The following is a 17,632-nucleotide window of genomic DNA, read 5'->3' as shown; positions in this document are numbered from 1 at the left end:
CTCCTTCTCGGCAGCCGCGACGGGGTCTGATCAGACCGGCTTCCCGTCGCGGGTGTTCGCGATGCGCCGGTCGTGATTCCATCGACAACCCGGAGCAACCATCGTGACCACCTTCTCTCGACCCGCACCAGATTCACCTGACGCCTTCTCGTCGGTCCGCACTCTGACCAAACCCGCAGGTCCGCCCAACCCTGGCCAGCCCGCCTGGAACACCCAGCGCGGCTCGTCGATGCCCATCAGCAGGTACCGCCCGTTCGCCCAGGAGGTCGAGCCTGTCACGCTGCCCGACCGCACGTGGCCGGACAAGGTCGTCGACCGCGCGCCCATGTGGTGCGCCGTCGACCTGCGCGACGGCAACCAGGCCCTGATCGACCCGATGAGCCCGCAGCGCAAGCGCCGCATGTTCGACCTGCTGGTACGCATGGGCTACAAGGAGATCGAGGTCGGCTTCCCCTCGGCCAGCCAGACCGACTTCGACTTCGTCCGCGAGATCATCACCGAGGGCGCCATCCCCGACGACGTCACCATCCAGGTGCTGACGCAGTGCCGCCCGGAACTGATCGAGCGCACGTTCCAGGCCTGCGAGGGCGCGCCGCGCGCGATCGTGCACTTCTACAACTCGACCTCGATCCTGCAGCGGCGCGTGGTGTTCCGCGCTGACCGCGAGGCGGTGAAGAAGATCGCCACCGACGGCGCGCGGATGTGCGTCGAAGAGGCGAAGAAGTACCCCGGCACGCTGTGGCGCTACGAGTACTCGCCGGAGTCCTACACGGGCACCGAGCTCGAGTACGCCGTCGACGTCTGCAACGCGGTGGCGGAGATCATCAAGCCCACCCCCGAGGTGCCGCTGATCGTGAACCTGCCCGCCACCGTCGAGATGGCCACGCCGAACGTGTACGCCGATTCGATCGAGTGGATGAATCGGCATCTGACCCCCCGCGACTCCATCATCCTGAGTCTGCATCCGCACAACGACCGCGGAACCGCTGTCGCCGCAGCGGAATTGGGCTATCAGGCCGGCGCCGACCGGATTGAGGGCTGCCTGTTCGGCAACGGCGAGCGCACCGGCAACGTCTGCCTCGTCACGCTGGGCATGAACCTGTTCTCCCGCGGTGTCGACCCGCAGATCGACTTCTCCAACATCGACGAGATCCGCCGCACCGTCGAGTACTGCAACCAGCTGCCGGTGCACGAACGCCACCCGTACGGCGGCGATCTGGTGTACACCGCCTTCTCCGGCAGCCATCAGGACGCGATCAACAAGGGGCTGGACGCCATGAAGGTGTCCGCCGACGAGCAGGACGCCGACGTCGACGACATCCTGTGGCAGGTCCCCTATCTGCCGATCGACCCACGCGACGTCGGACGCACGTATGAGGCTGTGATCCGGGTGAATTCGCAGTCCGGTAAGGGCGGCGTGGCCTACATCATGAAGGCCGACCACGGCCTGGCCCTACCACGGCGACTGCAGATCGAGTTCTCCCAGGCGATCCAGAAGATCACCGACGGCGAGGGCGGCGAGGTGTCGCCCAAGGAGATGTGGGACGTCTTCGCCGAGGAGTACCTGGCACCGATTCGGCCGCTGGAGCGCATCCGCCAGAAGGTGGTCGCGTCCGAGGTGGACGGCGGCACCGACACCATCGAGGCGGTGGTGAAGGTGGACGGCGTCGAGCGCGAGATCGTCGGCGCGGGCAACGGTCCGCTCGCGGCGTTCGTCGACGCGCTCGGTGCCATCGGCATCAATGTCCATGTGTTGGACTACTCCGAGCACGCGCTGTCGGCGGGTGAGGAGGCCCAGGCCGCCGCATACGTCGAGGCCTCCATCAACGGCAAGACGGTATGGGGTGTCGGCATCGCGACATCGATTACCACCGCATCGCTTCGGGCCGTCGTGTCGGCCGTCAACCGCGCGTCACGCTAGCCAGTCGAGGAAGGCGCTCAGCAGCCGGTTCACAAGACCGGCGGCACCCTGCGCGTTCTCGGACGCCTGGTGAGGTTGCTCGACCCAAGCCCGTCGCGCATCCTGCTGAACACGTCAGCCTCGTGTCGAGGTGAAGCCGGCGGTGTCGTCGTAATGACACCGCCGGCTTCACCTGTAAGTAAACTGACTGGCGCGCAAATAGATTGCGCACCTGACCGTTGACAAAGGAGCGGGCATGGACTGGGGTTCGACGTGGGATTTCCTCTGGCACTTTCTCATCATCTTCGGATGGATCGCCTACCTGATTGTGTTGTTCCAAATCCTCACCGATCTGTTCTGGCGCGACCATGAGACGTCCGGCGTCGTGAAAGCCATTTGGGTGTTCTTCCTGATCGTGTTCCCGTGGCTCGGGGCATTGATCTACCTGTTGACTCGCGGCAAGGGCATGGCGCAGCGGGCGCATGCCGCGGCGGTGGCGGCCCAGAAGGCGACCGACGACTACATCAGAGAGGCCGCGGGCCGGTCGCCCGCCCAGGAGATCGCGGACGCCAAGGCGCTCTTGGAGGCGGGCACGATCTCGCAGGCCGAGTTCGAAAGCCTGAAGGCGAAAGCGCTTTCCTAGTCGCTTTCCTAGTCGAGGAAAGCGCTCAGCAGTCGGTCCACCAGACCGGCGATATCCAGCGCACGTGACTCAGGTGCGATGGTGAGGTTGCTGAACACCAGGCCGTTGAGCAGCCTGCTGAGTTCTTCCATCCTCTCAGGAGCCGGAGTGAAGCCCGCGGCCTCGACGATAAGCGTCGCGGACTTCACTGCGGCCGCCTGGAGTTCACGCATCATCGGCTGCAACTCCGGGCGTCGTGTGCTTTCCATGAAGAGCTCGAACCGCGCGAGTGTCACCCGCCGCATCGGTTCGTTGGGATGGATCAGTTGAACTATCAACGCCTCCAACGCATCTCGTGACAGCGGACCGACCGCCGATTGCAGTTGTTCGACGCGTTGCCAATGCAGGTCGACGGTTCTGGCCGCAGTCGCTTCGAGCAGCGCAGGACGGGTGCGGAAGTAGTTCGAGGTAGTGCCGGCAGGGAGGCCGGCGCGACTGTCGACCTGACGATGCGTAAGACCCCCGACGCCGTCATCGCAGAGGATGTCGATCGCGGCGTCGAGGATCTGGTTCCGTCGTTCGGGATTGGCGGACATCAGTTCTTATAGTGCAGCTTCGCGAACGCCGTCAGGAAGGCTGGGTACGGCAGGATCAGCAGGAACCAGCTGAACCACATCGGGAAGAACGTCAGATAGAAGTCGACGTTGCCTTTGATCACACCGAAGTAGACGTGAAGCGGAACGCTGAGAGCGATGTACGCGATCGCCACGGTGATCAACACCTTGTGCGGCCCGTTGGCGAACGCCATTCGGCGATAGCCCACGATGCCGGTGATCGCGGCGTACGTCATCGGTATCAGCAGGATCTTGTCCGTCGTCGGCGTCATCGCGTACTGGAGCGTGAGCGCGTCGCCGAAGAGAATCCGGTACACGTGCAAACCCACTCCCATCGCGATGGTCAGGATCGCGACTACGCGGAAGAAGTAACCGTGCCTGCGGTAGGTGTCCCTAAGGGAGCGGTGTACTACATGTGTAGTGATCGTCATGCGCCGAAGGTGCCACTACGTTCGTAGTGGATACAAGGGGTCCGTCAGAAGAGCGCCAACTGGTCGCCACCCAGAGAGGCGTCGGCGAACTCCTCGACGGTGCTGCCTCCGACGACGGCGTGGAGCTGGCTCATGAAATCGCGATCGGTGATGGACGGAATGCCCAGCTCACGCGCCTGGTAGCCCTTGCCGTGCTCGGGATTGGCCTCATTGCAGATGATCACCGAGGTCTCGGTGTCGACGGCGTCCGCGTACGACAGTCCGGCGTGCAGAATCCGCTCGACGAGCTCCTCGTGAGTGCGGTCGACCTCGGCGGCCAGCGCCACTCGCATGCCCTGGACCAACGGCCGGCCAGCGACGAATCTGCCGGGGTTGACGTACGGGCATGGCAGCCGCGCCGCCAGCATCTTCAGCGGTCGCAGTTCCTCGTGTGTCACCTGTCCGTTCGGCCACTCGCGCCGCGACAGCGGACGAACCGGCAACCACACCTTGCGTTCGCGCGCGCGCACCAATACGGGCTTGAGGATCTGCGCGAGCACCATCGCGTCGTCTAGCGCGTCGTGCGGCTTCAGTTGCGTGATACCCCAATGCGCGGCAAGGGTTTCCAGGCGCAGGTTCTCGGTGCCCAGCTCCAGTCGGCGGGCCAGTTCGACGGTGCACATCGCGCTGTCGATGGGCAGTTCCGCCTCGACCATCTCGGCCTCGGCGGTCAGGAACGAGTAGTCGAAGCCGACGTTGTGCGCCACCAGGGTGCGGTCGCGCAGCAGTTCGATCAGATCGCCGACGATGTCGCCGAAGCAGGGCTGGCCCTCCAGCATCTCGGCGGTGAGGCCGTGAACATGGGTGGGTCCGGGGTCGCAGCCGGGATTGAGCAGTGTGTAGAGGCTCTTCTCGACGTTGCCGTCGTCGCCGAGAGCCAGGGCCGCGATGCTGATGACCCGCGCATGTCCGGGGTGGAAACCGGAGGTCTCCACATCGACGACGGCCCAGCCTGTGCCATCTTCGGCTGCCGGCCGGCCCCAGGAGCCGGGCCGCCGACTTTCGGCACCTGTTTGGCTCACGTTTTCGAGGATGGCACGGACGGGTGACATCACAGGATCACTCGCCAGCGTGTCGGGCACCTGCTTCTGCCCTTTTAGACTGCCGGGGATGATCACCATTCGCGGACGAGTCGCCCTCGCGGCCGGAGCCGGGGCGCGTTGGGCGTCGCGGGTCACCGGTCGTGGCGCGGGCGCGATGATCGGTGGTCTGGTCGCGATGTCGCTGGACAAGTCGATCCTGCGCCAGCTCGGCGAGGCACGTCGCACGGTGATCGTGACCGGTACGAACGGCAAATCGACCACCACACGCATGACCGCGGCCGCGCTGGGCACCGTCGGGCCGGTCGCGACAAACGCCGAGGGCGCGAACATGGATGCCGGGTTGGTCGCAGCCCTCGCGGGCTCGCGTGACGCGACGTTGGCGGCGCTCGAAGTGGACGAGATGCACGTCCCGCATGTGGCGGACGCTCTCGATCCCGCGGTGATCGTGCTGCTGAATCTGTCCCGGGATCAACTGGATCGCGTCGGTGAGATCAATCACATCGAGCGGACTCTTCGCGGCGGTCTCGCACGTCATCCTTCGACGGTGGTCATCGCGAATTGCGACGACGTGCTGATGACGTCGGCGGCGTATGACAGCCCGAATGTGGTCTGGGTGGCCGCCGGCGGCGGATGGGCGAACGATTCGGTGAGCTGTCCGCGTTCGGGCGAGGTCATCGTCCGCGACGGCAACCACTGGTATTCGACGGGAACGGATTTCAAGCGGCCGTCGCCGCAGTGGTGGTACGACGACACCCACATCCACGGCCCCCACGGCTTGTCGTTGCCGATGGAGTTGGCGCTGCCAGGGAACGTCAACCGCGGCAACGCGACTCAGGCCGTCGCCGCTGCGGTCACGCTGGGCGCGGACCCCGCCGCCGCGGTGGCCGCGGTGTCGGGCGTCGACGAGGTGGCCGGCCGCTACAGCACGATGCGCCTGGGGCAGCACACGGTGCGGATGCTGCTGGCCAAGAACCCGGCGGGCTGGCAGGAGGCGCTTTCGATGGTCGACACCGACGCCGGCTCTGTGGTGATCTCGGTGAACGGTCAGGTGCCCGACGGGGAGGACCTGTCGTGGCTGTGGGACGTCAACTTCGAGCATTTCGTCGACAAGCCCGTCGTCGCCGCCGGCGAACGTGGTACCGATCTCGCGGTCCGGCTGGGCTACGCCGGTGTCAAACACACGTTGGTGCACAACGCCGTTGAGGCGATCACGTCATGCCCACCGGGGCACGTCGAGGTCGTCGCCAACTACACGGCGTTCCTGTCCCTGCAAAGAACGTTGTCGCGCCATGCGTGAATCGACGGTGCGGATCGGGTTGGTGCTGCCCGACGTGATGGGAACGTATGGCGACGGCGGCAATTCCGTGGTGTTGCGCCAGCGCCTGCGGTTGCGCGGCTTCGACGCGGAGATCGTCGAGATCACGCTGGCCGATCCCGTGCCCGCCGAGCTGGACCTGTACACCCTTGGCGGAGCGGAGGATTACGCGCAGCGGCTGGCTACCCGGCACCTGCAGCGGTATCCGGGTCTCCAGCAGGCGGCCGAGCGGGGTGCGCCCGTGCTCGCGATCTGCGCGGCCATCCAGGTGCTGGGTCACTGGTATGAGACGTCGTCGGGTGAGCGGGTCGACGGGGTGGGCATGCTCGACGTGACGACGTCCCCGCAGGACAAGCGGACGATCGGTGAAGTGGTGTCGCAGCCGCTGCTGCCCGAGTTGACGGAACGCCTCACGGGCTTCGAAAACCACCGCGGCGGAACGGTTCTCGGCCCCGCGGCGCGACCGTTGGCGCGGATCATCAGCGGGGCGGGCAACCGAGCCGGCGACGGTTTCGACGGGGCGGTACAGGGCGGCGTCGTCGCCACGTATCTGCACGGGCCGTGCCTGGCGCGCAATCCGCAGCTCGCGGATTATCTACTGTCGCGCGTCGTCGGCGAGCTCGCTCCGTTGCAGATCGACGAGGTCGACCTGCTGCGCACGGAGCGACTGGCCGCACCCCGGCGCGTCTAGACCATCGCTATCCACGTTATGCAGTGAAAGTTCGAGTAAACCTCTGCATTTCGTTGATTTCGATGAGGCAGCCCCGGCTCACCAGTGCCGCCTCGACGCGTTCGATCACGTCCTGCGGCTTGTCCTCGGCGATGACGCGGATGACGATCCAGCCGAGCTCCTTCAGCATGCGCAGCCGCGCGATGTCCTTCACATACTGACGACGATTCTTCCTGTGGTGGTCGCCGTCGTATTCGACCGCCACCTCGTATTCACGCCACCCCATGTCGAGCCAGGCCACCGGCGTGACGCCGCGCAGGACGGGTATCTGCGTCTCGGGTAGAGGAAATCCCGCGTCGAGCAACAACAGTCGGATGCGCGACTCCCGCGGCGAGGACGCACCCCCGTCGACGAGTGGGAGGAGTTCACGCAGCTGCTTGACTCGGTGCGCCCGCGGATGAGCATCCGCGAGATCGAAGACCTCGCCGACGGAATACCGCTGATTCCACATGAGTGCATCCAACCGAGTCAGCGCCTCGGTGCGTTTCAGATGTCTTCCCATGTCGAACGCGGTGCGGACCCGTGTCGTCACGGGTAAACCGGCGACTCTGGTGATCTCGCTGTCCAGGATCCGATCCGCCCTGGGCACCAGCCCCGGTTGCGGACGCATCTTGACTCCAGCGAGCTCGATGGGGTGGTCCGGATCCACATACGGCGCACCGTGCAGGGCCGCGGCGGCCACCCCGGCGACCACACCTTTGCGGCGCGAGGCGAGCCACGCTGCGATTGCACGGTCACGCAGCGACAGTTCCGCATTCTTCGGTGCGTACACACCGTGATGAACCGCGCGGTACCAGCGGCTCAACTCGTGGCGGGTGACCCGTCCCGCCGCGATCGCCTCACTACCGATGAAGATGTCAGCCATGCCCGCATCGTGCCCCGGGGCACCGACACGTCATCGCTATCCACGTTTTGCAGCGAAAGTTCGAGTAAACCTCTGCATTTCGTTGAAAGCGATGGTTAGGCCATCGCGCGACGCCCCGCGAGCGCGCGACCCAGCGTCAACTCGTCGGCGAACTCGAGGTCGCCACCCATCGGTAGGCCGGACGCGATCCGCGTCACCGTGAGCCCAGGGATATCGCGCAGCATCCGCACCAGATACGTCGCTGTCGCCTCGCCCTCGGTGTTCGGGTCCGTCGCGATGATCACCTCGGTGATCTCCACACCGTCCACCCGCTCGCCAATCCTGTTGAGCAGTTCACGAATTCGCAGCTGTTCGGGCCCCACCCCCGACAACGGGTCCAGCGCTCCGCCCAGTACGTGGTACCTGCCGCGGAACTCCCGGGTGCGCTCGACGGCCTGCACATCCTTGGGTTCCTCGACGACGCACACCACCGAACCGTCGCGGCGAGCATCCGAACAGATGCGGCACCGATCGTCGTCGGATACGTTGCCGCACACCGCGCAGAACTTGACCCCGTCGCGAACCTTCCCCAACACCGCCGTGAGCCGGTCGATATCCGGCGGCTCGACGGACAACAGGTGGAAGGCGATCCGCTGCGCACTCTTCGGCCCGATACCCGGCAGCTTGCCGAGCTCGTCGATCAGATCCTGGACCGGTCCCTCGAACAACTCAGATTCCCGGCAGCCCTAAGTCGCCCATTCCACCGGCAAGGGGGCCGAGACGATCGTGAGCGAGAATCGTCACCTGTTTCGACGCATCGGCAATGGCTCCGACGACGAGATCCTGCAGCGTCTCCACGTCCTCCGGATCGACCACCTTCGGGTCGATGCGCACCGCGATCACCTCGCCGCTGCCCTTCATCGTCACCTGCACCAGACCACCGCCCGCCTGGCCGTTGACCTCGGCGGCGGCCAGCGCGGCCTGCGCCTCCATCAGCTGCTGTTGCACCTGTTGCGCCTGGGCCAGCAGCGATGACATATCGGGCTGCCCACTACCACCGGGTTGCATGACGATCCCCTTGCGTATTGGTCTCGACTTGATTGCTTCGTCGGGTCGAGCTTCAACAGTAGTCGGGGTCGGCGCTACGGTGGCGCCCGTGCATCCTCGCCTGCGTGTCGGTACCACGAGAGCACTGCGGTCCAGCGCCGCGGTGGCGACAGGACTGCTCGTCGCCGCATCGACGCTCGTCAGCCCTGCATCAGCGGCGCCGGCCAACATCGCGGGCAAGATCGTGTTCCTCGATCCAGGCCACAACGCCGTCAACGACGCCTCGATCAGCCGCCAGGTGCCGACCGGCCGCGGCGGCACCAAGGACTGCCAGGCCAGCGGCACGTCCACCGACGACGGCTATGCCGAGCACGCGTTCACCTGGGAGACCACGCTGCGCATCCGGCAGGCGCTCACCGCGCTCGGCGTGCGCACGGCCATGTCACGCGGCGACGACGCCAGCGCCGGGCCCTGCGTGGACGAACGCGCCGCGCTCGCCAATTCGGTGAAGCCCGATGCGATCGTCAGCATCCACGCCGACGGCGGACCGGCCACCGGCCGCGGATTCCACGTCCTGTACTCGAATCCGCCGCTCAACGACGCGCAGGCCGGGCCAGCGGTACGACTGGCCACCATCATGAAGGACCAGTTGCAGGCCTCGGGCCTGGTGCCGTCCACCTATATCGGCTCGGGCGGCCTGAACCCGCGGTCCGATATCGCCGGGCTCAACCTCGCTCAGTACCCCGCGGTCCTGGTGGAGCTGGGCAACATGAAGAACCCCGCGGATTCCGCGCTGATGAAGACGCCCGAAGGGCGGCAGAAGTACGCCGACGCCGTGGTCCGCGGTATCGCCGGCTTCCTCGGTTCGGGCTAGCCCTCGACCTGCTTCTTCAGGTTCGCCAGGACCTCGTCCTGGATCTTGCGCAGCCCCAGCGGGGCGAACGTCTTCTCGAAGAAGCCGCCGATGCCGCCCGCGCCCTTCCACGACGTCTTGACCGTCACCGACGAGCCCTCACCCGCTGGCGCGACCGTCCAGTTCGTGATCATCGACGAGTTGCCGTCCTTCTCGATCACGGTGTGCCCGGCCACGTCGACGGTGGCCTTCACGTCGCGCACCCGTGACTTCGTGGCCTGCAGCTTCCAGGTGACCACGGTGCCCGCGCCCTGCCCGCCCTCGAGCACCTCATACGCGCTGTAGTGCGGGGAAAGGATCTTGGGCCGCACGTTCACGTAGTCGGCGACGGCCGCCAACACGGTGTCGGGGGCGGCGTCAATCAGAACGGTGCTAGACGCGCTGACCTGTCCCATCGGTGCAAACTCCTAGGTCGGGGTGACATGTGTCGGTGCGGTCGCATCACCTGCAACCGCGGACTAGCGTATATCCGTGTCTGTGACGGAGACCGACGCACGTACTGCTCACTCCGCGGGAGTCGAGCGGCTCCTGGCCAGCTATCGGGCGATCCCGCCGAATGCCACGGTTCGCCTCGCGAAACCGACGTCGAACCTCTTCCGGGCCCGCGCCAAGACGACGGCCAAGGGCCTCGACGTCTCGGGCCTCGGTGACGTCATCGCGGTCGACCCCGAAAAACGGACCGCGGACGTGGCCGGGATGTGCACCTACGAGAACCTCGTCGCGGCCACTCTCCCCCACGGCCTTTCGCCACTGGTGGTGCCTCAGCTGAAGACGATCACCCTCGGCGGGGCGGTCACCGGGCTGGGCATCGAGTCGGCATCGTTCCGCAACGGCTTGCCGCATGAGTCGGTGCTGGAGATGGACATCCTGACCGGAGCGGGTGAGGTCGTCACCGCCAGCCGGAGCCAGAATTCCGACCTCTTCCATGCCTTCCCCAATTCGTATGGCACGCTTGGGTATTCGGTTCGGATAAAGATCGAGCTGGAGACGGTGCGGCCGTTCGTCGAGCTCCGCCATCTGCGATTCCACACGCTGGCCGATCTGTTTGCGGCGATGGATCGCATCATCGAAACCGGCGGCCACGACGGCAAACCCGTCGATTACCTCGACGGCGTGGTGTTCTCGGCCGACGAGAGCTATCTGACGCTCGGTTTCCAGACGTCGACGCCGGGGCCGGTCAGCGACTACACCGGCCAGCAGATCTACTACCGCTCCATCCAGCATCCGGAAGGCGAGAAACACGACCGCCTGACGATCCACGACTACCTGTGGCGGTGGGACACCGACTGGTTCTGGTGCTCAAGGGCATTCGGCGCGCAGGACCCGCGGATCCGCCGGTTCTGGCCGCGGCGCTACCGGCGAAGCAGCTTCTACTGGAAGCTGATCGCCTACGACCAGCGGTTCAACATCGCCGATCGGATCGAGAAACGCAACGGCCGGCCACCGCTGGAACGCGTCGTACAGGACATCGAGGTGCCGATCGGACGGGCGGCCGAGTTCGTCGACTGGTTCCTGGCCAACGTGCCCATCGAGCCGATCTGGTTGTGCCCGTTGCGGCTCCGCGACGACACCACCTGGCCGCTGTACCCGATTCGCGCGCATCAGACGTATGTCAACGTCGGCTTCTGGTCGTCGGTGCCGGTCGGCCCCAGCGAGGGGCACACCAACCGGCTGATCGAACGCAAGGTCAGTGAACTGGACGGGCATAAATCGCTGTATTCGGATGCGTACTACAGCCCAGAGGAGTTCGAGGAACTCTATGGTGGAGAAACTTACAAAACCGTCAAAAAGACCTACGACCCCGACTCACGACTGTTGGACCTGTACGCGAAGGCGGTACAACGGCGATGAGTGCTAACGCGGAGAGCGGAGGAACACGTTGACCACGTTCAAGGAACCCACCACTCAGGCGACAGGCCGGCTCACGCTTGCCGAGATCCTGTCGATCTTCGCCTCTGGCCAGGTCCCGCTGAAGTTCACCGCGTACGACGGCAGTGCGGCCGGGCCGGAGGACGCCAAACTCGGGCTCAACCTGTTGACCCCGCGCGGCACCACGTATCTCGCGACGGCGCCGGGTGAACTCGGGCTTGCGCGGGCCTACGTGTCGGGCGATCTCGAGCCGATCGGCGTGCATCCCGGCGATCCCTACGAATTGCTGCGGGCGCTCGCCGACAAGCTCGACTTCAAGCTTCCGCCTCCGCGTGTGCTGGCCAACATCGTCCGCAGCATCGGCATCGAGCACCTCAAGCCGATCGCACCACCGCCGCAGGAGGCTCTGCCCCGCTGGCGGCGCATCGCGGAGGGCCTGCGGCACAGCAAGACTCGTGACGCCGAGGCCATCCACCACCATTACGACGTCTCGAATCGGTTCTACGAGTGGGTGCTCGGGCCGTCGATGACCTACACCTGTGCGTGCTACCCGGATGCCGACGCGTCACTGGAAGAGGCGCAGGACAACAAGTATCGGCTGGTCTTCGAGAAGCTGCGGCTGCAGCCGGGCGATCGACTGCTCGACGTGGGGTGCGGCTGGGGCGGCATGGTCCGCTACGCGGCGCAGCACGGGGTGAAGGCGATCGGCGTGACGCTGTCGAAGCAGCAGGCCGACTGGGCGCAGCAGGCGATCGCCGAGCAGGGCCTTTCCGACCTGGCCGAGGTGCGTCATGGCGATTACCGCGACATCCGCGAATCCGGATTCGACGCGGTCTCGTCAGTCGGGCTGACCGAACACATCGGCGTGCAGAACTACCCGGCGTACTTCCGCTTCCTCAAGTCGAAGATGCGCAACGGTGCGCTGCTGCTCAACCACTGCATCACCCGGCACGACAACCGATCCCCCGCGACCGCAGGCGGATTCATCGATCGCTACGTGTTCCCCGACGGTGAACTCACAGGTTCGGGCCGCATCATCGCCGAGGCGCAGGACGTCGGCCTCGAAGTGGTGCATGAGGAGAACCTGCGTAACCACTACGCGATGACGCTTCGCGACTGGTGCCGCAACCTGGTCGAGCACTGGGACGAAGCCGTCGAGGACGTCGGACTGCCCACCGCGAAGGTGTGGGGGCTGTACATGGCCGGCTCACGGGTGGGCTTCGAGACGAATATCATTCAGCTGCACCAGTTCCTGGCGGTCAAGGTCGACTCGCACGGCAACGACGGCGGGCTGCCGCTGCGCCCGTGGTGGACGCCCTAATTCCTGGCGACTTGTGTGCGTTTTGTTGCGCTGAGCGCTCCTGAACGCACACAAATCGCTCAGGTGCCGTCGATGCGACGGGCGCCAAGTTCGTTCTGAAGCAGCTCCAGCGCGGCTTCCTCGGGATCGCGCCGCGGCGCTTGTGAGGTGTCGCTGCCCGCTTCGGCGAGCATGCTCTCCTCCTCGTCGTCGTGCTGCGGCGGCGGAGGAGCGGCGGGCGTGGACTCCTGCGGTTCAGGGGCGGGCGGACCGGGCGGGCCCGCCTCGCATCGAATCGTCCAGTCGACGCCGAGCGCATCCTTGAGCGCCTCGCGGATGACGTCGGCGTTGCGCTGTTCGGTCAGCCGCTTGGCCAGGGGCGCAGACTCGTGGCTGAGCACCAACGTGCCGCCCTCGACAGCACGGACCACCGCGCCTGCCAGCATCACCTCGGTGGTACGGCTGCGTTGGCGGACCTTCTCGCGCACCGTCGTCCACATGCTGCGCACCGCAGCCGCATTCGGCTCGCCCGTGACGGCGGCGGGCGGCGGCGCGGCGACCACGGGGTCGGAGGGCGGGCGCACCGGCGGAGGCGAATCGGGCTTCGGCGGCTCCGGCCGGGGCTCGGGGGCGGCGGCCTTGGGTTCGGGCCGGGGCTCGGGGCGGGGCTCCGGCGCGGCCTCGACCGCCACCGTCGGCTCCAGGGCGGGCTTACGCACCGGCTCGGGCGTTGGGGCCTGCGGCTCGGCGGCCTGCGCTTCGGTCTTGCTCTTGCGGGCGTACACCTTTGGAGCGCCGCCCTCGGTGTCCGGGATCGACATGTCCAGCCGGGTCTCGATGCGCTCGACACGCTGCAACAACGCGGCCTCGGTGTCGCTGGCCGACGGCAGCAGCAGCCGCGCGCACACCACCTCGAGCAGCAGCCGAGGTGCGGTGGCCCCGCGCATCTCCCCCAGCCCGGCGTGCACCACCTCGGCGTAGCGGGTCAACGTGGCGGTGCCGATCCGCGTCGACTGCTCGCGCATCCGGTCCAGCACATCCTCGGGGCCGTCCACCACCCCGCGGGCCACCGCATCGGGAACCGACTGCAGCACAATGAGATCCCGAAAGCGCTCCAGCAGGTCGGTCGCAAAGCGCCGCGGGTCATGGCCGGCGTCGATCACGCCCTCGACGGCGCCGAACAGCGCCGCGGCGTCGCCCGCCGCCAGCGCGTCGATCGCGTCGTCGATCAGGGCCACGTCCGTCGCACCCAGCAGCGCAAGCGCCCTGGGGTAGGTGACCTGATTGCCATCCGCGCCCGCCAGCAGCTGGTCGAGCACCGAGAGCGTGTCGCGGGGCGACCCGCCACCGGCCCGGATGACGAGCGGGTACACCGCGTCATCGACGGTCACGTTCTCCTGCGCACAGATCCGTTCGAGCAGCGAACGCATGGTCCGGGGCGCCAACAACCGGAACGGGTAGTGGTGGGTGCGCGAGCGGATGGTCGGCAGCACCTTCTCGGGTTCGGTGGTGGCGAACACGAAGATCAGGTGTTCCGGCGGCTCCTCGACGATCTTGAGCAGCGCATTGAAGCCGGCCGTGGTGACCATGTGCGCCTCGTCGACGATGAAGATGCGGTACCTCGACTGGGCGGGCGCGTAGAAGGCGCGATCGCGAAGCTCGCGGGTGTCGTCCACACCGCCGTGGCTGGCGGCGTCCAACTCGGTGACATCGACGCTGCCGCCGCCGTTGGGCGCCAGCGCGACGCATGAGTCGCAGACACCGCACGGCGTGGCCGTCGGCCCCTGCACACAGTTCAGCGAGCGGGCCAGGATGCGCGCCGACGACGTCTTTCCGCACCCGCGCGGCCCGGAGAACAGATAGGCGTGGTTGATGCGCCCGGCCGACAGCGCGGTGGACAGCGGTTCGGTGACGTGCTCCTGGCCAACCACGTCGGAGAAGGTCGCCGGTCGGTACTTGCGGTAGAGCGCCACGCTCAGCAGGCTACCGAGGCCCGGTGACGCCGCGGCGCCGCCTGTGGCCAAACGGGCAGTTCTGCCGAAATGTGTCCCCGTCCGGCCCGGTCGGTGCTCCTAACCGTGAGACCTGCCCACAGCAGGCGGACCGGAGGAGAGACCGATGAAGAACAGCCTGTCGCTGCGCCGTCAGAGCATTCGCGCGCTGACCCCCGCCGAGCTGAGCATCGCCCACGGCGGTGCCAATGCCAAGACCGGCACCTGTATTCCGACCAGGACGACGAACCGGACGAAATAGCAGGACGCCGCGATCGTGCGGCAGCCACACTTTGGGGAGCAGATGTGACGAGAAACGGGGCCGAGCATCTCGATGCTGCCCGACCCTCGGCCGGGGGTGAGGTCGTGACCGACGACGGTGTCGCTGACGGCGAGGTCCGCTACGAGTCGGTGTTCCGCGCGACCTGGCGGGACCGGCAGTCGGCGGGCGCCCGGCCGGGCGAGCTGATCAAGAACCCGGGCTGGATCGACGCCGGCCTCATCGCGCTGGCGGTGCTGTTGACCGGGGGCGCGGTCGCCGCCGCCACGATCACCGTCCAACAGTCCACGCCGTTACCTGCGGTGGTGCAGGGGGCGATCGTGACGGCTGATCTCACCGCGGGTCCGCCGCCCGCCCCCGGCGCCACGGTCGAGTTCCGTGACCCGTCGGGTGCGACGGCCGACGCGGTCGTCGTCGACGTCACCGCGACCGACGTGACCGCCCGGCTGGAACAGCCGGCCCCGGTATCCGCCGGTGAGCTTCTCGTTCCTGCCGCGCGGCAGCGGCTGATAAGCGTCTTCCTGCCGAGGTTCTGGTGAGCCCGCGACGGCGCGCGATCCCGTATATCGCGCAGGCCGAGATGGCCGATTGCGGCGCGGCCGCGATGTGCATGGCGCTCGCCTACCACGGCCGCCACGTGTCACTGGCGGAGATGCATGCGGCCACCGGCACCGGACGCGACGGCGTGAACGCGCTGCGTCTGGCGGAGGCGGCCACGTCGTACGGGCTGCGTGCCCGCGGGGTGGCGACCGAACTCGACGATCTGAGCGCCCTGCCCCGGGGGACCGTATTGCATTGGGGCGCCGCGCACTTCGTCGTCTTGGATTCGACATCACGGCGCGGCGTGACGATCGTCGACCCCGCCGCGGGGCGCTACCGGGTGCCGTGGAAAGCGGTCGGCGACCTGTACAGCGGTGTGGCGATCATGCTGGAGCCCAGCGAGTCGTTCAGTACCGGCGGAAGCAAACCCCCGGGTGCGTTCCACCATGCGCGACGACTGATGACCCGCTCGCGCGGCATCGGCAAGGTGTTGGCCACGTCGGTAGTGGTGCGGCTGATGGCGCTGGCCGTGCCGATCCTGACCGGCGTCATCGTCGACCAGATCGTGCCCGCAGGCGACGACCGCCTGCTGTGGATCGTCGCGGCGGTGATGGCCGCGCTGATCTGCTACTCGGCGCTCGCCACCTTCCTGCGGGCGCACTTGCTGCTGCGGTTGCGCAGCCGCCTCGACGTCGAGATGACACTGGGCTTCCTCGAACACCTGGTGGACCTGCCTTACGCGTTCTTTCTCAAACGCTCCTCGGGCGACTTGATGATGCGGCTGCGCAGCAACGCCACGGTGCGCGAAATCCTCACCAGCGGAACGATCGCCGCTCTGCTCGACGGCGTGCTGGCCACGGCGTATCTGGTTGTGATCTTCGTCCTGTCGCCGCAGCTGGCTCTGCTGGTGGTCGCGCTTGGCGTCGCGCAGGTTGTGGTGCTGTTGTCGGCGCGGCGACGCAATCAGCACTTGATGGGCGAGGCGCTGGCCACCGAGGCCCGCTCGCAGTCCTACGCCTACGAAATGTTCTCCGCGGTCGAGACGCTGAAGGCCGCGGGAGCCGAGCGCCGAGCGGTATCACACTGGACCAACCTTTTCGTCGCGGAACTGAACGTCTCGTTGCGCCGCGGGCGTTTGTCCGCCGCCGTCGAGACGGCGCTGCACGGGCTGTCGCTACTCTCCCCGATCGCGGTGCTGCTGTACGGGGCATATCTGGTTGGGAGCGGCCAGCTTTCACTCGGCACCATGCTCGCTCTGGCCGCGCTGTCCACCGCATTCCTGGAGCCGCTCGGCGTTCTCGTCGGAACCGTCCTGCAGATTCAGCTGCTCGGTAGCTACATGGCCCGCCTCGACGACGTGTTCAACACACCCACCGAGGTAGCAGGTCGCAACCTGCAGCACGCTCCCCGACTCACCGGCGCGCTGCGTGCCGAGGGCCTCACCTTCCGGTACGCACCCCACGGCCCGCCGGCCATCGACAGCGTCGACCTCGACGTGCGGCCGGGCCAGGTACTCGCCGTCGTCGGACGCTCCGGTTCGGGCAAGTCCACACTGGGCCGGCTGCTGCTGGGGCTGTACGCACCCGGTGCGGGGCGGGTCCTGCTCGACGGCATCGACCTGGCGACCATGCACCCACGCAGCGTGCGCTCGCAGATCGGGGTGGTGACCCAGGACCCGTACATCTTCGGGCTGTCGATCCGCGACAATCTGTCCCTCGGTGATCCGAGCCTGCCGCTGGAGCGGCTCGAGGTCGCCGCCGAGCAGGCCGGCATCGCGGAGGACATCCACGCGATGCCAATGGGTTGGGACACCCCGCTTGTCGACGCGGGCGCCTCATTGTCCGGTGGGCAACGCCAACGACTGGCGCTGGCCCGCGCACTCGCCACGCAGCCGCAGCTGCTGCTCCTCGACGAGGCCACCAGCAATCTCGACACCGTCACCGAGGCGAAGGTGCACGCCAACATCGCCCGGCTCGGCTGCACCGTCGTGCTTGTCGCGCATCGGCTGGCGACGGTCGTCGACGCCGACTGCATCGTCGTCATGGACGCGGGTCGCGTCGTCGAGGTCGGCCACCATCGCGAGCTGATGGCCGCAGGCGGGCACTACGCACAGCTGGTGGCCGGCCAGCTCGTCGCCGAGCCGGGGCGTTAGGA

At 67.0% G+C, this 17,632-nt stretch carries 18 protein-coding genes; 10 read left to right on the top strand and 8 right to left on the bottom strand.

From position 1 onward, the window contains the following. The first annotated feature begins 103 nt into the window (after nt 1-103). Both leuA and H7J93_RS28000 read left to right on the top strand, forming a co-directional pair. Nucleotides 104-1,921, top strand: coding sequence for a 2-isopropylmalate synthase (gene leuA, locus H7J93_RS28005; RefSeq protein WP_267309538.1), 1,818 nt, complete (start codon nt 104-106; stop codon nt 1,919-1,921). Nucleotides 1,922-2,156: 235 nt separating this feature from the next. Then, complete coding sequence (locus tag H7J93_RS28000; protein ID WP_267309537.1) at nt 2,157-2,543, top strand: SHOCT domain-containing protein; 387 nt, start codon at nt 2,157-2,159, stop codon at nt 2,541-2,543. 8 nt (nt 2,544-2,551) lie between these two features. Here the strand turns inward: H7J93_RS28000 and H7J93_RS27995 are convergent, their stop codons facing one another. The 3 genes from H7J93_RS27995 to H7J93_RS27985 are packed head-to-tail and all read right to left on the bottom strand — an operon-like array spanning nt 2,552 to nt 4,658. After that, entirely contained in the window at nt 2,552-3,118 is a 567-nt protein-coding gene (locus H7J93_RS27995) for a TetR/AcrR family transcriptional regulator (protein WP_267309536.1), read from the bottom strand. After that, entirely contained in the window at nt 3,118-3,567 is a 450-nt protein-coding gene (locus H7J93_RS27990; protein ID WP_267309535.1) for a hypothetical protein, read from the bottom strand. The genes H7J93_RS27995 and H7J93_RS27990 overlap by 1 nt, the downstream gene beginning before the upstream one ends. Before the next feature lie 44 nt (nt 3,568-3,611). Continuing rightward, the gene (locus H7J93_RS27985) at nt 3,612-4,658 is read right to left on the bottom strand and encodes a DEDDh family exonuclease (RefSeq protein ID WP_267309603.1); all 1,047 of its coding nucleotides are present in this window, start codon (nt 4,656-4,658) and stop codon (nt 3,612-3,614) included. 58 nt (nt 4,659-4,716) lie between these two features. On the opposite strand from H7J93_RS27985, the gene H7J93_RS27980 reads away from it, so the two are divergent. Next, nucleotides 4,717-5,946, top strand: coding sequence for a Mur ligase family protein (locus H7J93_RS27980; RefSeq protein WP_267309534.1), 1,230 nt, complete (start codon nt 4,717-4,719; stop codon nt 5,944-5,946). Beyond that, nucleotides 5,939-6,655 carry a type 1 glutamine amidotransferase gene (locus H7J93_RS27975; RefSeq protein ID WP_267309533.1) on the top strand — a complete coding sequence of 239 codons (717 nt, stop codon included), beginning with the start codon at nt 5,939-5,941 and terminating at the stop codon, nt 6,653-6,655. The genes H7J93_RS27980 and H7J93_RS27975 overlap by 8 nt, the downstream gene beginning before the upstream one ends. A 16-nt stretch (nt 6,656-6,671) precedes the next feature. Here H7J93_RS27975 and H7J93_RS27970 read toward each other — a convergent pair whose 3' ends face one another. The 3 genes from H7J93_RS27970 to H7J93_RS27960 all read right to left on the bottom strand — a co-directional run bounded on the left by H7J93_RS27970 (nt 6,672) and on the right by H7J93_RS27960 (nt 8,606). Continuing rightward, nucleotides 6,672-7,559 carry an endonuclease domain-containing protein gene (locus H7J93_RS27970; protein WP_267309532.1) on the bottom strand — a complete coding sequence of 296 codons (888 nt, stop codon included), beginning with the start codon at nt 7,557-7,559 and terminating at the stop codon, nt 6,672-6,674. 95 nt (nt 7,560-7,654) lie between these two features. Continuing rightward, nucleotides 7,655-8,266 carry a recombination mediator RecR gene (recR, locus tag H7J93_RS27965; protein WP_267309531.1) on the bottom strand — a complete coding sequence of 204 codons (612 nt, stop codon included), beginning with the start codon at nt 8,264-8,266 and terminating at the stop codon, nt 7,655-7,657. A 1-nt stretch (nt 8,267) separates the two neighbouring features. After that, nucleotides 8,268-8,606, bottom strand: coding sequence for a YbaB/EbfC family nucleoid-associated protein (locus tag H7J93_RS27960; protein WP_267309530.1), 339 nt, complete (start codon nt 8,604-8,606; stop codon nt 8,268-8,270). Here H7J93_RS27960 and H7J93_RS27955 point away from each other — a divergent pair. Next, nucleotides 8,605-9,459, top strand: a complete 855-nt coding sequence (locus H7J93_RS27955) for an Rv3717 family N-acetylmuramoyl-L-alanine amidase (RefSeq protein WP_276022525.1) — start codon at nt 8,605-8,607, stop codon at nt 9,457-9,459. The genes H7J93_RS27960 and H7J93_RS27955 overlap by 2 nt on opposite strands. On the opposite strand, the gene H7J93_RS27950 is transcribed toward H7J93_RS27955, so the two are convergent. Then, the gene (locus H7J93_RS27950) at nt 9,456-9,893 is read right to left on the bottom strand and encodes an SRPBCC family protein (RefSeq protein WP_267309528.1); all 438 of its coding nucleotides are present in this window, start codon (nt 9,891-9,893) and stop codon (nt 9,456-9,458) included. The two genes, H7J93_RS27955 and H7J93_RS27950, sit on opposite strands and share 4 nt — an antisense overlap. A gap of 76 nt (nt 9,894-9,969) precedes the next feature. Here H7J93_RS27950 and H7J93_RS27945 point away from each other — a divergent pair, with 76 nt between their 5' ends. After that, a complete protein-coding gene (locus H7J93_RS27945) occupies nt 9,970-11,349 on the top strand; it encodes an FAD-binding oxidoreductase (RefSeq protein WP_267309527.1) in 1,380 nt (459 codons plus the stop codon). 28 nt (nt 11,350-11,377) lie between these two features. Continuing rightward, complete coding sequence (locus H7J93_RS27940; protein WP_267309526.1) at nt 11,378-12,688, top strand: class I SAM-dependent methyltransferase; 1,311 nt, start codon at nt 11,378-11,380, stop codon at nt 12,686-12,688. A 59-nt stretch (nt 12,689-12,747) separates the two neighbouring features. Here the strand turns inward: H7J93_RS27940 and H7J93_RS27935 are convergent, their stop codons facing one another. After that, nucleotides 12,748-14,640 carry a DNA polymerase III subunits gamma/tau gene (locus H7J93_RS27935; RefSeq protein ID WP_267309525.1) on the bottom strand — a complete coding sequence of 631 codons (1,893 nt, stop codon included), beginning with the start codon at nt 14,638-14,640 and terminating at the stop codon, nt 12,748-12,750. 145 nt (nt 14,641-14,785) lie between these two features. Here H7J93_RS27935 and H7J93_RS27930 point away from each other — a divergent pair, with 145 nt between their 5' ends. From H7J93_RS27930 to H7J93_RS27920, 3 genes are read left to right on the top strand one after another with little or no spacing between them, the layout of a single operon-like run. Beyond that, nucleotides 14,786-14,920, top strand: a complete 135-nt coding sequence (locus H7J93_RS27930; RefSeq protein WP_267309524.1) for a hypothetical protein — start codon at nt 14,786-14,788, stop codon at nt 14,918-14,920. A 44-nt stretch (nt 14,921-14,964) separates the two neighbouring features. After that, a complete protein-coding gene (locus H7J93_RS27925; protein ID WP_267309523.1) occupies nt 14,965-15,477 on the top strand; it encodes a hypothetical protein in 513 nt (170 codons plus the stop codon). After that, nucleotides 15,474-17,630, top strand: coding sequence for a peptidase domain-containing ABC transporter (locus tag H7J93_RS27920; protein ID WP_267309522.1), 2,157 nt, complete (start codon nt 15,474-15,476; stop codon nt 17,628-17,630). The genes H7J93_RS27925 and H7J93_RS27920 overlap by 4 nt, the downstream gene beginning before the upstream one ends. The last annotated feature ends 2 nt before the right edge of the window (nt 17,631-17,632 follow it).

This window comes from Mycobacterium barrassiae, assembly GCF_025822765.1.
Lineage (GTDB): Bacteria > Actinomycetota > Actinomycetes > Mycobacteriales > Mycobacteriaceae > Mycobacterium > Mycobacterium barrassiae.
The sequence above is the reverse complement of the archived record's forward strand: the minus strand, read 5'-3'. Positions and strand labels throughout refer to the sequence as shown.

Coding starts and splice junctions, on each gene's coding strand:
- H7J93_RS28000 (WP_267309537.1), top strand. CDS start 2,157: ATGGACTGGGGTTCGACGTGGGATTTCCTCTGGCACTTTCTCATCATC.
- H7J93_RS27995 (WP_267309536.1), bottom strand. CDS start 3,118: ATGTCCGCCAATCCCGAACGACGGAACCAGATCCTCGACGCCGCGATC.
- H7J93_RS27990 (WP_267309535.1), bottom strand. CDS start 3,567: ATGACGATCACTACACATGTAGTACACCGCTCCCTTAGGGACACCTAC.
- H7J93_RS27985 (WP_267309603.1), bottom strand. CDS start 4,658: ATGTCACCCGTCCGTGCCATCCTCGAAAACGTGAGCCAAACAGGTGCC.
- H7J93_RS27980 (WP_267309534.1), top strand. CDS start 4,717: ATGATCACCATTCGCGGACGAGTCGCCCTCGCGGCCGGAGCCGGGGCG.
- H7J93_RS27975 (WP_267309533.1), top strand. CDS start 5,939: ATGCGTGAATCGACGGTGCGGATCGGGTTGGTGCTGCCCGACGTGATG.
- H7J93_RS27970 (WP_267309532.1), bottom strand. CDS start 7,559: ATGGCTGACATCTTCATCGGTAGTGAGGCGATCGCGGCGGGACGGGTC.
- H7J93_RS27955 (WP_276022525.1), top strand. CDS start 8,605: ATGACGATCCCCTTGCGTATTGGTCTCGACTTGATTGCTTCGTCGGGT.
- H7J93_RS27960 (WP_267309530.1), bottom strand. CDS start 8,606: ATGCAACCCGGTGGTAGTGGGCAGCCCGATATGTCATCGCTGCTGGCC.
- H7J93_RS27950 (WP_267309528.1), bottom strand. CDS start 9,893: ATGGGACAGGTCAGCGCGTCTAGCACCGTTCTGATTGACGCCGCCCCC.
- H7J93_RS27930 (WP_267309524.1), top strand. CDS start 14,786: ATGAAGAACAGCCTGTCGCTGCGCCGTCAGAGCATTCGCGCGCTGACC.